The sequence below is a fragment of the Pseudoflavonifractor sp. An187 genome (assembly GCF_002160275.1).
Taxonomy (GTDB): domain Bacteria; phylum Bacillota; class Clostridia; order Oscillospirales; family Oscillospiraceae; genus Enterenecus; species Enterenecus faecium.
Genome location: NZ_NFKG01000003.1, coordinates 1 through 16693 on the forward strand (window position 1 = coordinate 1; position 16693 = coordinate 16693).

Sequence of the window (16693 nt, forward strand, 5' to 3'; positions counted from 1 at the left end):
CCTCAGAAATGTAAAATTCCAAAACCATAATGAAAATGCCGACCGCCATCTCATTGCCTCTGCGCTGAGATGGCGGCCTTTTTATACGCCGGGAGATTTTACGGTTACGCATGACAGCTTGGAATCGGTGTGTTACAATACAAGCGTACAAAAACAGGCTATGACCGCTTTCGCTCATGCTGTCCATGACTGCAAGCGCACCCCAGACGAAGATACCGCAGCTGGTGAAGCGAATGCCTTGATGAAAGATGCAACGGTGAAAAGCTGAATTTGACGGAGGACATTATGAAGATAAATGATATTGAAACTTCAAGGCTTGTATTAAGAGGATTTACAAAGGAAGATGCCTTGTGGGCATATGGTATCTGGAATCATCCAGAGATGGGACAGTATTTGCCAGATGAGGCAAAAGAAGAAATAGATGATGAATATTTGAAAATGTTAGAAGGCCTAGGTGAGGATGGGGACTGCTGTTACCTGATTCCTGTTTTTAAGGATTCCTTAGAACGGGTAGGGACATGCAGTTTCATAATAAGTGATGACAAGAAAGTATATGACATTGCCTATTGCGTACATAAGAATTTTTGGTGTCAAGGCTACGCAACTGAAATCGCTCAGGGAATGATAGATTATGCTCGTCGTCAAGGAGCCGAGAAAGTAACCATTTATGTGGCTCAGGAAAATGCCGCTTCCAATCGTGTTGCCCAGAAATGTGGCGGAAAAATTGTCAGCGAGAGTACATATAAGAAAAAGGGAACAGATAAAATCATGAAAGATTATAAATACGAAATTGTACTGTAATTCAAATCGATCTCAATTAATATTTCCCTCATAAGGATGTGAATGGATATGTTTATATTTTTCAAAAAGAGAAATCATCAGCAAGAAATACCGAGGCGGGATAAAATTGCCGAAACTATTTCTTCTTTCTTTTGGATGAAGATCGATGAGATACAAAAAGAATCCAACCTCTCCTCTGGTCCCTTTCAAGATATTTGCCTTTGGACGTTGTTTTATTACTCCACTGCCAATGAACTCGAAAGGCATTTGCTTAAAAACGATGTACTCCAAGCCAATATTTCAAGCCTAAAAGAAATGATGGGCAATACTTTTGAAACAATAGGCGGCGCAAAATTTTTCCAGGAATTAGTGTCAGTTTTTTTGTCTGATTTTGAAACTTCAGGATGTTCCACTTCGTCTATTGATGATATTCAACGCCTTTGCATGATTGCATTTCAGTCAGCATATCCAGACTCGATTTATGATGCAATTGTCCAATTCAACTTATTTTCAGGAGTAACTTCTTCTGTAGCCTTTGTATGTGAGCTTCTTGCAGCACCGAAACCATAATCACTAAGTATAGGCCTGTTGCAAAACTGAATTTTGCAACAGGCCCCTCTATGTTTAGGCGATATAAATTTTGTGTTGCTTGCGGGCTTTCGTTGCAGTTATGGCTCTATCTCATAGGGCCAGGTGTTAATGCCGCCAAACTCATAGATATTGGTGTAGCCCAGTCCGGCCAGCGTGGAGGATGCGGTCTTGCTGCGGTTTCCACTGCGGCAGTAGACCAGCACCGTAGAATCCTTTTCAGGAATCACGGCGGCGGCAGTTTTCTCATCTATGCTTCCCACCGGCAGCAGGACAGCTCCAGGAATGTGGCCGCTGTCGTACTCACTCTGTTCCCGCACGTCCAGGACAATCACTTCCTGGGTGTCCATCATCTCTTTGGCAGCTTCCTGGGTGATCTGCTCATAGGAGCCGTCTGTGGCATTCCCACCACATCCGGTCAACAGCAAAAGTAGAGAGGAGAGTAAAATTGCAATTCGTTTCATTTGAGTTCCTCCAGAAGTCCGGCAGCAAAGGCTTTGTGCCCCTGCTCCGTAAAGTGTACGCCGTCGTAGGCCAGGGAGATGTCCCACCTTCCGGCATCGGCAAAGCAGATGCCAAGCTGCTCTGCCAGGGCCTGACAGAGCCGGGCAAAAGTGTGGGAATCGCCAATGAGCTGCTGGCTGGATACCCACTCACCCAAGGTCATTGGCGGTGGTGCAATGAGGAGTATCTTGCTTTTCTCCAGACGGATGCCGGAGAGAAACCTCTCCAGCTTCTTGGCGGCCTGTTCCGATCTTTTCCCCTGGAGCAGATCGTTGGTGCCAAGCATGACAATCAGCAGATCAGTGTCAGTAGGAAATTGTGGAGCAGAAGAAGGGATCTCCCGCCCGTTTTGCCCCATATTGCAGACAGTCCAGCCAGTTTCCGCAGCCAGGATGTCCACCCACCGGCTGTCCGCGTCATAGCGCCCGCTGAGATAGCCTCGGGGGTCGTAGCCGTAGGTGTTGGAATCGCCGAAGCAGATGATATTCATATTGTGCTGATCCTTTCCCCTGGTAGCAAATGCACTTGCATCACCTGGCTGTTTTTAGTCTCTCCAGAATCTCCACATCCGCAGGACAAAACTCATACTGGTCAATCTCATTCACCGTGATCCAGCGAATGTCGTTGTGCTCCAGCTTCTGTGGCACTCCCTCCTGGATGGTGGCATGGAACAAGGTCAGGTGAACTGTCAAATCCGGGTATTCATGGATCACGTCCATAAATATCTCCCCCACATCTAGAGTGATAGCCAACTCCTCCTGGCATTCACGAATGAGTGCCTGTTCTTTGGTCTCCCCTGGCTCCACCTTTCCACCTACAAACTCCCACAGGAGTCCTCTTGCCTTGTTGGCCGGGCGCTGGCAAATCATAAACTTGTCCTGATCCCAAATCAGGGCCGCTACTACTTCAGTCATTTATCCAACCACCAATTTATTTGTCTTCTCCAAAACTTCGCCGAAATCGGTCAATCAAGCCTCCAGGTGATCTGCTCCCGTCATGCTTCCATAGTTGATATTCTCAGGAAGGTATAGGCCGCTACACCGCCTGTGATCCGATCCGCCTTGAACTTCTTCAGCACATTGCTTCCACGCTTCCGATGATGGATGTACCGCTGTCCAGTAGGCAAGTCATCCTTATTATATTTTGACCGTATGAGCGTACCCGGCTATGCCCTTGCATATGTGGCATTATTGTATTGAACGGCTAAGTCACTTCCGTCTACCGGTCTTTGTGAATAGTCATTTGATAGCGATCGTATTAACACTTCTCTTATTTCAGGAGTCGTATTCAAATCGTTTAATTCGTGAATTATTCCACCAGGAAACCTTTTGGTTAGCACAAAGACGAACACTGCGCACAATTGAAACACATCTGAATATGTGCCGACCAGGTCACTCTGAAAATAGCTGCAATCAACAGCCTCTGGACTCATCCAAAAGGCGGGGCCAACCTTTTCATTCGGTTTTGTTATTTCTCTGTGTTCCTCGGGATCAAGGAATGTACACAATCCAAAATCACTGATTACCCATGTTTCGCCTTTGATAAGTACATTCTCTGGCTTGATGTCTCTATGGATTGCGACCTTATGAATCTCTGCTAATGCTTCACATAGGCCGCGGAATTGCGCAGCATATATCTCATAGGGTACTGACTCAACACCCCGCAGGTAGTCGACAAGATTTCTATCAGCGCGCTCCATAACAACAAACGGAAGTTCCACTTCTTGTCCTTTCCTGTTAACCGCATCAACCTTTCCCTTATCAACATAACGAATGATATGCGGATGGTTAATGCGCTCCATCAAAGAGACTTCCTGATCAAATCGTTTTTGGCTTTTGTGGGAAAGCTGGAGAAGAAATTTAACGGCATAAATCGAACCACTTGAATCAATGCATTCGTACACGGCTCCATTTCCACCAGAACCAATTCGGTCCTGCAATTCATAACTCTTGCCAGAAAAAGAGATAATTTCGTCGTCTATATCGAAGAACAGATTTTTAAGATATATCGTCATATTCTGCCTTCTTTCCATATGCAGGCGACAACCGCTCCTTCAAAAAGTCCACTCTCCATTGTCTATTAGAGAGGGAATTTGCATCACTCAGGCACCGAGTAGCATATTCTCGATACAAATCATCGTCACTTTGAGGACCAATATTATCACACATTTCGCGCAGAATCTCTCTGGTGCTCTCCAAATTTTTGCAGTTTAAAACAGCATCTTTGCGCAATTCAAATATGCAAGCAAACAGAGAATAGAAGTCTGACTTTTGCTTAAACCGTGTATCTTTCATAGGGAATTTTTCTGCGTCAAAGATAAGTGCAATATCGTCAATAATTCCCGTAAAAATATCAACGATGTCTGCTTGATTATCAAGCTGCATATACTCCTCGCATACCGCATCCAAATAATCTTTCTTATCTTGAATCCCTTTGAGAATAATTGTAAGTAGTTCCTCTACATACTCTACATCAAGCATTCTTCTGCGCTGTTTTACTGAGAAGATTTTTGCACCTTCGAAGAACTTGTTTTCAGATAACTCTTCTGCAAGGTGTATAAAGTCTCCAGGAAAATCGGCACGGCGGAGCTCTTGCTTATTCAGCTGCACAGTGTACTTATTCACTCGAGAATACAAATCTCGAATCTCTTCGTCAGTGGGATTGAAAATTTCATTAATATCGATCTTGTATCGCAGAATCTGATTTTGTACCTCCGGCGGAAGATCTGAGAACTTCTTATCCTGGTATTCACCTATATACGGTTTTTTTAGCGCAAGCTTATTTTTCACAAACTTAAGAATAGCCGTCAATCGCTGTTGACCGTCAATAACAACGCGATAAGTATTTCCATCCCGGATAATCGATTTGATATACACTTTCGGTATAGGAATTCCCTTAATGATGGTATCAATGAGCATGATTTGTGCCGCTTTACTCCAGACCTCATTGCGTTGGAAATCTGGTCTTAACTCTAAACGGCAGCTATCATTCCAGTCGCGTACATCAGATATTGGATGCGAGTATGATTCCCATTGCATAATTTCATCCCTTTCATTGTGAGAAAATGTTTCAACTCCAAAAATCCTTCAATTTCTTGGCTTTGCTGGGGTGTCTAAGTTTCCTAAGTGCTTTTGCTTCAATCTGTCGTATTCGCTCTCGTGTAACTCCATATATCGCACCTACATCTTCAAGCGTAAGAGGTCTATTATCGTCAAAGCCTGTTCTGAGACGTATAACATCAGCTTCTCGAGGATTTAACGAACCCAGCGCATTTAAGAGAGCGTTTCTGGCCAATGATGCGGAAACTTTTTCAAACAATAAATCATCGGCCTGTATAAGCTCCTGTGGCCAAGGCAGCGGCTCTTCGCAGTCACTTTCTTCAAAGTAATCAGAAAGGTACAGATGATTCTCGGCTTGCTTGATTGCTGCAGCGATGTACTCATTTGCTTCCCCAAAAGATATCTCTAAGCTATCTGCGATTTCAGAAACAAGGGTTTCGCAAATTCTACCGGGCATGCAATCACCACACCAGTGGTTAAGGTAGCGTTCGTAAGCCGGAAGCATTTTTTCTTTATAGTGAGCAGGAAAGTAATACTCCATCCAGATAGGCGTGCATTCTCTGTTAATATTCTGCTGTATCCACAAAGATGCATATGACTGAAAAGCCGAAAATCCATCCGGGTCAAATCTATCGACCGCAATGACCAATCCCACAAATCCGGCAGATACCGCATCTATAATATCATATTGGTGTGATTTTGCCATTGAAAGCGCAATCTTCAACGCAACTCGCAAGTGGATGAGTATCAGGCGTTCTCTGGCATATGCATTTCCTGCAGCAGTCTGCATAGTAAGAGCAGAGATCTCGCCGTACTGTGGCGGAGGCAATTGCCTGATAAGTTCAACCACATATTCAAGATCTGGCGATAACGAGATAATTTCCTTGAAAATGGCCTCATAATCTATTCTGCTGTAGTCCTCAAAATGGTCTACATCTTTTCCAATAGGTGCAGTTTCATAGATTATAATTCCGCGAATTTCAAGTGCTTCGCTTAGTTGATCAACTTCAGATACAGACAGGGAGTAGGTGTCCGACATATCCATGATATCGTCAAAAGTCAAGAAACCTTTTTTCTCAGACTCAGCAATCAGTAGCTTTTGACAGTCTGCAACTTTAGACATTCCAGACACCTCTTTCTTCGGAGTCTATATCTTATTCTGTATTAGCACGACACAGGTCCAGAATATCTTTACTGGTAATGCCTTCATTAAATCTTTCATTGAACTCTTCTACAAAATCATACATACGGTTAATGTATTCGGCGGGATCTGTTGAACCGCCAACGAGTTTTTCGTACAAAACATCAATGCCACCAAGTACATAGGAATCAAACAATTGAAGATCAGCCTCATCTGCTCCAAAACGACGGAAAGCCTTATCTAACCGTGCTTCCTCATCAGGCTCGTGCTGGGTATCCAAAATGAGTATAAGACGAAAGATGTACTTCAATTGCTCAGAGTTGTTTATAAGCTGCTCTGGGAAGATATTCTGGTCCGCTATAGCACCATCGGAGTTTTTAGTGCCCTTCCGTTTGAAAAGAAATCCAATCAAGGGTGCATTCATGTATACATCCAGATTTCGCTCAAAGATTTTTGCCTTTGCAACCTCGTCAAAAATAGATGTCAATGCACTAACCTTTTCTGCATGGCTTCCTGTAAAACGATACTGTTTATCAAACATAATGACACCCCCTTATAGCAGACGAGTATGAAACTCATCATTTTTTTCAAAGTAATGACGGGTCATTACTTTTGTGCCAAGGTGCTCTTCTGCCAGCTCACCATCTGTGTCTTTAATGAAAATGATAACTTGTTCCGCTGTTTCTGGAATTGCAGCGCAAATTGCCTTAATTCTACGCTTATCAAAAGCAGACAGCGGAGCATCCATGACGAGAGGATACGGCTCGGAGTATGCTTCGTCACCATTCTCAAGCTGATTTTCTCTTGCCATTTTGATAATAGCGGAGATAAACGCAAAAATAACAGAAATGCTCTGGGCCGTAGACGTCTCAACTCCACCGCCAAAGTCAGTCACATAGACGGAAATATTGTAATGCTCATCAATCGTAAGAGACAAGCCTCCATCATAAATAGACTTAAATATCTCATTGATATACATCTGCAGCTTCGCTCTGATTTGCGCTTCCTTTTGCTTGTACTCTGCATTCAATTCATCAAAAATTCTCTGAGTATAGGCCTTGTACAACTCAATCATCTGGTTGTTTTTGTCAAGGAGAGATAGTTCGGAGCGACTATTCTCTTTCTGCTTCTTTTCCTCTTCAAAAGCACCTTGCTTACGGAGCAATTGCTGCTGTTCAGCTCTGCGCTTAGAAATGGTATCTGCACAAGCCCGTATCTGTGTATTCAGCTTCTTGACCTGTTCCCGAACATCATCGCCATCAAGTTTTTCACTAATGATAGCCAGTTGTTCTTCAAGGTCTGCAATGGATTCTTCTTGCTGGCTAATCAGACTGACCTGTTCAGCAATATCTTGGTATAAACAAACTTCTCTGCTGTATTTAGAACGAGAGTCCTTTACAAATTGACCAACCGTTACGCCAATAGACTGCGGAGGCAGATAATCCATCAGCTCCATGACCTTGTTGTAAGGGATGGTGCCGGGGTCAAGATGAGTCCCGCAAATGCATGTGCCGCGCTTCAGCAAAAACTCGATGGTCTTAGAATGCATTTCTGGGATATCTTTCCCGCTAAAATCACTGTGAGAAAGGACTTCCAGGGCTCTATGTACGAGTGAAAGCGAGAGAAACGGAGTTATTCCATCATTGAACTTCTTGCAGCTTTCTTTGATGAATTGTGCTCTCAATTTTTTGAGCTTTTGTAATTCTGCTGTCAAGTGATCTCTTTCATTTTGCAGCTTTTCACCATCGGAATATTGTTTGATATCCTGTTCAAACTTGGCTTTTGCAGATGATGCCGCATCAATCTCATCGTCGATTTCAACCAAGCGCTTGGTAATTTGTTCAAGCTCTCTCTGAAGTTCATCGATTCGCTTCGAAAGTTGCTGAATTTTGCCACTGCTATCACCAGTATAGGCCTCGTTGAACTTTCCCATGACTGAATTTGTTCTGGTAGGTGCAATATGTCCCAATGCAGCCAATGTAGCCTTTAAGCCGGTCAGTCCCACAACAGCGTTTGAAAAACCGCTGCTCTTTCTTCCGCTGGCAACCTCCTTACTCATTTTTTCAATGCGTTCGCCGTCAAAGAAAAAGTAATTTGAAAGCTCCTTAGGAAGAATTTTTTTGATTTCTGCTTCGCATTCAAGCTGCTTCAAGTAGCGGGTATTTCCATCAGCGGATTTGACCGCTATGTTTAACACTGTATTTGCGCCTGTCACTTTGTTACTGTAGGATTTCTTATATTCTTGTGTTCGAACGATCTCATAAGTTGCACTGCCGTGAATGAGCCTGAGAACAACTTTGACAGTAATTTTCTGATCTGGTGTCATCTGCTCAGCAAGGACTCTGTTGAGCATAATCTTGTCAGTAAAATCGGTTTCTCCATAGAGACACCAAAAAAATGCCTGCGCAAATGTGGTTTTACCTGTGCCGTTTTCGCCAATAATGAGAGTAACATTTCGTTCAGGATCAGTGGAGAAATCTATCTTTTCATTGATGAACTGTCGAAAGTTCTGCAATTCTATTGATTGGAGCAGCATTGAACTTCCTCCTCTATCCACTTCTTGATATCACGAATCATTTGAGCATCCGTCTTGTTTTTGGTGCGCAAATTTGTGTTTTCGGCAATAACGATCTTCCGTTTCAGACGATCGATTGCCTTCTGATCAAGGTCAAATTTCGATGTCTCCATATGGATCCTCCTTTTTGTTATCATTCAAATCGTAGGGCAATCCATAACAATCACAGATTTCCCAAATCAATTTAGAGGCTTCCATAGAGTTCATAGACAACCGTCCGAACTCCGATACTCTCGTCAACTCGTTCTTAACGAGGGACAGATCTCTTCGCATTTGGTCTTCTGTCAAACCGGACACTTCATCCAAGGGCCGAGGCAATGTTATAAAATCATAAATTTCCGCGAACTCCTTGCCTGTTTCAGGAGACTTTCTTAACACGCGGCCACGCCTTTGGATATACTCTTTAGGGTTGGTACTACTTGCCAAAATAAAAGCAGTACGAATGCCTGGAATATTTACACCTTCATCCAAACATTTGATGGCAACAATAGCCTGCAAATCATCACCATCTTTAAAGTGCTGCTTTATAGCGTTACGCTCTTCAATATTTTCCTCAGCCGTAAACTTAGATACTTTCATTTTAAGCTCATTGCCAAGCATTCTTGTGACAGCTTCAATCTGTTTGATATCTCCTTCATCCACATCCGAATTATCAGCATTTGGTGCTAAAACATTTGTGGCTCCACAGTATACCAACAGGAAATGCTCCTCCTTATATGGTGTAATAACTTCCTTAAGCCGAGCAAGCTTTAGAGCCGCAGCTGCAACAATACGAGAACGCTGAATAGCGAGTATCTCACCATAGCTATCCAACTTAACCTTTCCAGATTTTCCTTTGATTACATGGCGGGATATTTCGTAAGAAAGTTGCTCATATTTTTCGAGTTCCTCATCATTTAAGTAAACAAGGATAGGATGGTACTTGTAAGGCGTAAGTTTCTCTTCCTCGATTGCTCGCTCAAGACTATACTCAATACACTTCTTCCCGAAGAAACTATAAAGAATGGCTGTGCCTTCCTCATCACGATGTCGTTCCAATGTAGCAGACAGTGCAAGCCGATAAGTGAAGCGTTCATCTAATAGCCTTGCGTAGCTTCTCGCACCAAAGTTATGCGCTTCGTCCACTACGAGAAGGGTCTGGCTCTTTATTTTTCCAATCTGCTCCTGGACAAAAGTGCTTGCAAATGTTGCGTTGGTGCAAATAAAGCAAAAGAAACTCTTTTCGCTTCGTAACTTTTGATCCCGGACCGCCTTAGATAATCTCTTTTTCCAATCTTTTTGAGATGAGCTACTGTAGCCAATAATAGGCTGAATGTTGAACTTTACGATATCATCTACCCATTGCTCAACCAGATGTTGATAGGGACAAACAATAATGACTGCGAGTTCATCGTTTAAGTCTTCAGATATTTTCGAAACAGCTCCCAAACCTGTAAATGTTTTTCCGGTACCCGTTGCCATATCAAAAATGCCGCGATAATTTTCTCCTACCCATGCAGAAATTGCTTGCTTTTGGTAATCATGTAGGGTTATATCTGGTGGTATCCTAGCACCAACCACATCATGATTTGTTGCAGAAGTAGCCGTAAATTGCATTTTTTCTTTTCGGGGAGGAAACTGTTCTTGATCAATGTTGAAATTAGGTGCCTTCTTTCTGTATTTCTCTATTAAGGCATTCGTTATTTGAGGAAATTCCAGAACTCGAATACTTGGCTCACAGTCATTCCAGATCGAACAAAAAGCATTTTCCTTTAATTGAACACGTTCTGCTTCGCTTTTATCTTGCCAACTACGAAATACATCAATAGTTTCATAATTCAGGGACATGGCAGTAGAAGATTCGTTCATTGAACCAGAAAACGCAACTTTATTCCCTTCCGCATCCTCAATAATTCCCATTTTTTCATGGTACATTCCGATTCCTCTTACGTCCTCTGTATAAGCAATTTTTATATCTAAAATGCCGGTTGCAATAAGATTTGCCAAGAGGTTTAGCCGCTCCATGGAATAATAGTCGGTCTGTTCATCTGACAGCTGCCCTAACAAAGCAGCTTCAATAATTTCATCGCGATCTGCATATCCTTTTTTAATTGCTTCAATATCATCATCGGACAGATAAGGTGAAGCAACAATCTGGATCCTACCGCCCCGGCAAGCAAGATCAGCGATACCTTTAGAAATTTCAATGAGAGAAGACGATGAAAAAAAGCCTACAGCCCTCTTATATGACACAGCTTCTTTGAGTAGTGGGACATAAAATTTCTGCACCACATTGTCAATCAAAGAGCGATATTCGGTTTTTACGGTATGATCCTGAAAGCTCATATTTTGCGCTCCTCACAGATTTTCTTCAATGTAATCGAGAGCTTGCCGGAGTTCCTCAAAATCTTCTTCTGAGGTGAAGTAGCCTACACTAAACCGAATCGTTCCAGCTGGATGCGTTCCAGCAAATTGATGTGCCAGTGGCGCACATTGCAGTCCCGTTCTAACAGCAACGCCACAACGGTCAAAAATATCTCCCGCACTATCACTACTAATGCCTTCAATCAAACAAGAAACGATTCCCACATAATTGCTGTCGGGATAATTGCCGATAATTTTAATAAACCAATATTCTTGTAACAGCGCAATCAATTTCTTTCGGTGTTCCTGCTCTTTTTCCCAGATTTCTTCAATGCCGCACCCCAGCCCCCATTTTATTGCCGCGTTTAAGCCAGCAATGCCTGAGATATTCATTGTTCCCATTTCATATCTTTCTGGTACGCTTAAGGGCATATTCTGGTTAGCAGACTCAAATCCCGTGCCACCAAATAGAACTGGAGGCAAGTCAATAGAAGGGTCCATAACAAACCCCGAAATTCCTGTAGGCCCATACAGGGTTTTGTGTCCTGCAAAAACAGCAAAATCAAATATGTTGAGGCTGAGATTACAGTCCACAAGACCCGCAGTCTGTGCCATATCTATGACAGTGACAGCGCCAAAGTTTTTAGCCAATGAACAAATTTCTGTTACGGGCGCAATCAATCCAAATACATTGCTCGCATGACTTACAATTACTAAATCTGGACGTTCTGATTCAAATTGATATTTTGTTCTGTCCAGGTCATATTTAAAATCACGCGAAACAGCCAGCTGGTGAACGGTAATAGTACCATCTTTTTGGAAATAATGCAGAGTCCGAGTTACTGCATTATGTTCAAATGGGCTTATATAGATTGTCTGGACTCCATTACGAATCAGTCCCTGAATAATAATGTTCAGCGCTATCGTTGCAGTAGGAGTAAAGACCACTTGTTTTGCAGGGCAGTGCAGAAGTTCTTGTACCAATGCCCTGGTTTCACCAATCAGGGCATTGGCACCCTGTGCGAGGTTATAACGGCCTCTTCCCGCGTTGGCACCATTCAATCTATAAAACTGATCCATACTGGTATAGACCACCTCTGGCTTGGGATAGGTTGTCGCCGCATTATCGAAGTAGGCCATCTTTTTCCCTCCTAACACAATTCTTTCAGTATATCCATAAGGATTTGTCGCTTTTCCTGCTCAGAGATGGATTGTCCCATAGAATCCAAAGCACCTGTGACCTGATTGTACAAGAGTTGACCTCTCCCACTATTACTATAATCAATACGAGAAAACCTCTTTGTAACAGCTTCGCCGTTTTCACCGATGAATGTAACCTGATAGGCATCTGCCGCTACTACTTCTTGCGTAGAAGTATCCATGCTCTTGTATGCTTCTGCAGTTGCTTTATACTTTTTTATATTGGCAACAAAGCGCTCGTATGTGCTGCCATCCCAGTCCTCTAAGCGGAGATCTGTGGCTGTTTTTGCAAGACGAGCAACGAGTGTCTCTTCGTCGTTCGTTGCTGTTTTGAACAGACCGAGGCATTTTTCTGTTCCATCGGTAAATATCTGCTCAAAAACTTTTTCATCAAGACTCTCACACCAATCTCTGATTACGGATGTCAGCGAAACAGCTTTTAGGCTGTTAACATTCTGTGATGTGGAAAAAATTTCTTTAACTATTTGAATTAGGTCCTTTTTAAGCTGCGCTATGCATTGGTCATAGTATTTCTTTGCAGCAGTGACATTTTCCGCTAATCCAGTGCTAAACTGGTCTGTATAGTCAAAAGCCGTCGGAAGTTTGTCGAATAACAATTCATGTCCACCAACATCGCTCTTTAACAATCGCAGCATAGCTAAATAGCGCTTATCAACCTCTTGGCCTTTTACACTACGCTTGAGCTCCTTTGCATATTTAGGTAATGCCATATACCAGCGTTTCATTGCTGACACAACATAATCATATGCGTTAACCAGTTTTTCAGCGTCAATTACATAATCAGAAAAAAGATCTGCAAGTTGTTGGGTAAACTCCGCCTTTTCGGGATCCCAGTCCAGATATGCCAAAGTAAACCCTTCGGGATTAGCATTTATTTGGAGCAATATATCGGCAGTCATAGGAACTTGTCCGAATCTGTCTTGCAGAATTAGTTCCTGCTTAAACTCATGAAACACTGCAGCAAGATAAATAGGGATAAGACCTTTTCGTAAACCAATATGATTTTCCGGAGCTACCAGACGGTGATACAACACTCCAAGAGATATGCTGCCGGAAGCCTTAGTTTCCTGGATAAATCCCACTATCGTCTCCATCATATTTCTAATTAAATCATCCTGCGGATTTAGGTTAATTCGAATAAACCCATTATCTGTGACGAGAATACTTGTCCGCAAGAGTGTGCTTCTCATGATGGAGACCTCTTGGCCAGATCCAGATAGCCCCAGGTTCGGTTCTAACACATTTCTCAGCAAACCCGCAATAATTTTACTTCTACTATTGTTAGCAATAGAAGTGATATCATTTCGATTGATCGCTTCGTTGTTGATAATGGGAGTAAGCGAATATACATTATCGCAAATGTCCGACATCAAACCTGTAAGCGCAGCCTTTCGAGTGATTGTTTTCTCCTCACCCATGTAGATGTAGCTGGATTTAAAGTTTTCAGGATGCGTATAAGTACCTATGAAGTCGGAAATTACCTCGCGAAGATCCTCATAGACTACTTCATATTCATCGAAGAGGACCTTATCTCCAGACGCTTGATCTCTCAATAGAGCAACTGCGTTAAATTCTTGGATAATATCCGTAATCTCTTTATATTTTTTAGGCAGAATGAAAATAAAACGTGGGTGTCCAACACTGGACTCAACAAGTACTTCATGTAAACGGTTAATGGCCTCATCGCTCTTAGGAATAATCCCATACACGACCCCGTCAGCGTCGATTATTTCACTCTTTGTTGTCCAGTCTACATCTAAACGAACTTCTTCCTCTTCGATAAACTCAAAAGCAAAATAGCGAGTCATCTCTCTTTCGTCGTTATATCGAGAGGGGTAAAGATAATTGTCAAAGTTTGAGGAATTCAAAGTTTTCTTGGTTGAAACTTTACCAGATAGAGCGGCAACAGTGTCACGGATCTTCTGACCAATATCAACGCCCGAGGTTTGCTTCAGACGTAAATAGTCATTGCTGCGCTTTAAATAAATAACATATTCTTTTTCTATTAAATTCGCAATCGCTCCCTCAATCTCTCCAACAGTATATTTGATAGAAAAAATGCCAACAATTTCGTCTTTTGTTGGTTTCAACTTCTCAAATTGTTCCAGAATATAAATGAGGGATAAAACTTTCACAATTTTGCTTTCCAGAGAGCCTTGCTGCAGTTTTGACAGAATAGCTGTGGTCAGCAAATATGTTTGATGAATTTGGCCGGTATAAACCTCTTTTCTAAATAGCGGCTCAAAGTAATCATAGATTTCATCCGGGGTAATTACATCAAAGCATTTGTCATCATAATCTGCGAGGAATTGCGGTAGCGTAGATGTTCCAGCTGCAGACAGAAATGTAAATAATGTTCTTTCATTTTGGGCAACACGCTCAGAAAGTCTCGGAAGAATAAATGTAGAAACAGGATGGAGGGGATAGCAAGTATATAGGATGCGTTTTACATCCTTTTTGGTTGCATCTGTAAAAATTGCATGGTTTGCGTAACGATGCTTTACACTATCAAACTCTTTTTTATGCTGCTGGCAGAATTCTGCCCAAAGGGTAGCATCCTTTTGAATAACAGAGGCAATGATTTCGTAAGTTTGAGCAAAATTATTATTAAGATGGATGTGCTTAAATCGCTCAGATACGCCTCGCCAGCCATCTACTTTCTGTTTCGGTAGAGTATCAATATAATTGGCAATTTCCTTATGTGAAATCAGCATCAAATGCATCTGATACTCGCCGCTGCGATTGCACTTTTCAGCAAAATCTTGAAGCATTTTTGTGTCACTGACAGATGCCTCAGAAATGTTCGCTTCTAAGAATTTACTAAATTCATCGTATACTACATAAATGCCAGTATATCCTTTCGAACGTAACCCCTGAACCGCACTTTCGTACAGTTCAACAACATCAAATCCAAGGAATGGGCTGAATACGCTGCCTGCAGTCAATGTCGGATATATGCGTTCAAATTTTTCATATGCAGTAATACTATAATCCTCAAGATCCTCAATAAATTTCTTAATTGGTTCATCAATAGCCTTTTCCAGCTGAGCATAGGTGGCCGGAAAATCTGACTTCCATCTCTGGATCACCGCTACTGCGGCTTTGTAATTAGTCTCGGGCATGATATCCAGCAACTCATTCTCTGCCAATGTTCTCTGGAGAGCCAAAAGGAAAGCTTGAGGAAGACTGGTATTACTTCCATTGATAATTATCGGCAAAAGTTTTTGATTGCTTTCATAGTAATTCAAAACGCACTGATAGAGAAGTTTGTTCACTTCAAGCTTAGGCACCAGTTTCTCAAATAGAGAAAGATCCTTTTTCATAAGCATGGAAAGAATCATCAAAATAATATGGGACTTTCCCTTGCCATAGGCACCAATTAATACTCGAGCTCTATCAGCAGAAGCAATCCGAGTGCTCAGAAGAATATCTTCGAGAAGAGTAAGGGCCGATTGGGTCGGTATAAAGTTTTTGAGTTTATCGTCATTATTCAGGTCATATCCAATATTTACGGAGTACTGGAAGCCCGAAGCGACAGAAATCATGTTACTCATTTTTGATTTCTCCTAATCCTACTCTTCAATACTTGCGTAATACATATCTACGCATTCTTGGAAGGTTCGTTGATGATTTAATCGGACTATATCCAAGCCCGCTGTTCTAATAATCTTTAGTTCGCCCGCCTTTTCTACATAGTGAAGTACATCCAGCATTGTAATGGCGTCGAGATTAAAAATGCGACCGATATTACATGGAGCTGTCAAAAGCTCATTTAAAGTAATTTCTTCTCTTCCATGTACTTGATCAACAATTACAGCAAGGATTACCCAGGGATTAAAGCTCTTTGCTGATGGGATTGACTTTTTATAAGTGTGCTTTTCTTTGCTTAGTATATCAATAAATCCCAGTTCACCAAATGGGCAATCTATATTGTTTTCAGGTGATACCTTTCCGGGGTTTGATTTGTACCTCGGTAAATATGTGTTTATAATGCATGTGAAGTCATCGTTAAGAGACCGCAGAGCAACTGAAATATCTTCACCACTCATCAGAACATAGTTTTGTAAAGCTGAAACAAAGTCTTCTTTGGTAAATTCACTCATTTTAAACTCATTGAAAAAAAAGTACCACGCAGTAGCATTCTCTTGATTAGATGCCAATTTGTAATGTAAAAGATGCAGGGTCCCAAGTTCTTCAATGTACCGGTCATGTTCATAAATCAGGTGCCCCAGGTCTGTAAAGTGCTGGATGCGCCGGCCAGCAGCTGGTTCTTGTGTTACTCCAACAGCCTGCAGCCAATAACGTAAGGCTTTTACCATATTTGTGCCGATACCAAGTATATCCGTTGGATTTTCGTCCCGTGCAACAAAAACATCCGCTCTATTATGGACATGCTTCATGCCCTTGTTCAGCCAGCCTTTTCTTATAAAAAATGTATCATGGGCACGAAATTTCATAGCCATCGGTACGTACCTCCAAATG

At 42.1% G+C, this 16693-nt stretch carries 16 protein-coding genes; 3 read left to right on the forward strand and 13 right to left on the reverse strand.

Annotated elements, in window-relative coordinates:
• From B5F22_RS12240 to B5F22_RS02835, 3 genes are all read left to right on the forward strand, one after another.
• Positions 1–268 (forward strand): hypothetical protein (locus B5F22_RS12240; RefSeq protein ID WP_158096596.1); only part of this gene is annotated, 268 nt, incomplete at its 5' end.
• 17 nt (positions 269–285) lie between these two features.
• Positions 286–801: a GNAT family N-acetyltransferase gene (locus B5F22_RS02830; protein ID WP_087390666.1), complete on the forward strand. Its 516-nt coding sequence runs from the start codon at positions 286–288 to the stop codon at positions 799–801.
• A gap of 48 nt (positions 802–849) precedes the next feature.
• A complete protein-coding gene (locus tag B5F22_RS02835; protein WP_087233835.1) occupies positions 850–1350 on the forward strand; it encodes a hypothetical protein in 501 nt (166 codons plus the stop codon).
• A gap of 98 nt (positions 1351–1448) precedes the next feature.
• Here B5F22_RS02835 and B5F22_RS02840 read toward each other — a convergent pair whose 3' ends face one another.
• The 13 genes from B5F22_RS02840 to B5F22_RS02895 form a co-directional block, all read right to left on the reverse strand.
• Complete coding sequence (locus B5F22_RS02840) at positions 1449–1832, reverse strand: rhodanese-like domain-containing protein (protein WP_087233832.1); 384 nt, start codon at positions 1830–1832, stop codon at positions 1449–1451.
• Positions 1829–2362, reverse strand: coding sequence for a GDSL-type esterase/lipase family protein (locus B5F22_RS02845; protein WP_087390669.1), 534 nt, complete (start codon positions 2360–2362; stop codon positions 1829–1831). Before B5F22_RS02845 ends, B5F22_RS02840 begins: the two co-directional genes overlap by 4 nt.
• A 40-nt stretch (positions 2363–2402) precedes the next feature.
• A complete protein-coding gene (locus tag B5F22_RS02850) occupies positions 2403–2786 on the reverse strand; it encodes a (deoxy)nucleoside triphosphate pyrophosphohydrolase (RefSeq protein WP_087390672.1) in 384 nt (127 codons plus the stop codon).
• Between the two features lie 251 nt (positions 2787–3037).
• On the reverse strand, positions 3038–3886 hold the full coding sequence (locus tag B5F22_RS02855; RefSeq protein ID WP_087390674.1) for a serine/threonine-protein kinase: 849 nt from the start codon (positions 3884–3886) through the stop codon (positions 3038–3040).
• Positions 3870–4910: a DUF262 domain-containing protein gene (locus B5F22_RS02860; RefSeq protein ID WP_087390677.1), complete on the reverse strand. Its 1041-nt coding sequence runs from the start codon at positions 4908–4910 to the stop codon at positions 3870–3872. The genes B5F22_RS02855 and B5F22_RS02860 overlap by 17 nt, the downstream gene beginning before the upstream one ends.
• 31 nt (positions 4911–4941) lie before the next feature.
• Positions 4942–6054, reverse strand: coding sequence for a sigma-70 family RNA polymerase sigma factor (locus tag B5F22_RS02865; protein WP_087390680.1), 1113 nt, complete (start codon positions 6052–6054; stop codon positions 4942–4944).
• Positions 6055–6085: 31 nt separating this feature from the next.
• Complete coding sequence (locus B5F22_RS02870) at positions 6086–6613, reverse strand: hypothetical protein (protein ID WP_087390683.1); 528 nt, start codon at positions 6611–6613, stop codon at positions 6086–6088.
• 12 nt (positions 6614–6625) lie between these two features.
• Positions 6626–8608 carry an AAA family ATPase gene (locus tag B5F22_RS02875; protein ID WP_087390686.1) on the reverse strand — a complete coding sequence of 661 codons (1983 nt, stop codon included), beginning with the start codon at positions 8606–8608 and terminating at the stop codon, positions 6626–6628.
• On the reverse strand, positions 8590–8760 hold the full coding sequence (locus B5F22_RS12420) for a hypothetical protein (RefSeq protein WP_204210509.1): 171 nt from the start codon (positions 8758–8760) through the stop codon (positions 8590–8592). Before B5F22_RS12420 ends, B5F22_RS02875 begins: the two co-directional genes overlap by 19 nt.
• Positions 8741–10972, reverse strand: a complete 2232-nt coding sequence (locus B5F22_RS02880) for a DEAD/DEAH box helicase family protein (protein WP_087390689.1) — start codon at positions 10970–10972, stop codon at positions 8741–8743. Before B5F22_RS02880 ends, B5F22_RS12420 begins: the two co-directional genes overlap by 20 nt.
• 12 nt (positions 10973–10984) lie before the next feature.
• Positions 10985–12130, reverse strand: a complete 1146-nt coding sequence (locus tag B5F22_RS02885) for an aminotransferase class V-fold PLP-dependent enzyme (RefSeq protein ID WP_087390692.1) — start codon at positions 12128–12130, stop codon at positions 10985–10987.
• An 11-nt stretch (positions 12131–12141) separates the two neighbouring features.
• The gene (locus B5F22_RS02890) at positions 12142–15765 is read right to left on the reverse strand and encodes a hypothetical protein (RefSeq protein WP_087390695.1); all 3624 of its coding nucleotides are present in this window, start codon (positions 15763–15765) and stop codon (positions 12142–12144) included.
• An 18-nt stretch (positions 15766–15783) separates the two neighbouring features.
• On the reverse strand, positions 15784–16674 hold the full coding sequence (locus B5F22_RS02895) for a DUF4007 family protein (RefSeq protein WP_087390698.1): 891 nt from the start codon (positions 16672–16674) through the stop codon (positions 15784–15786).
• Positions 16675–16693 lie beyond the last annotated feature (19 nt).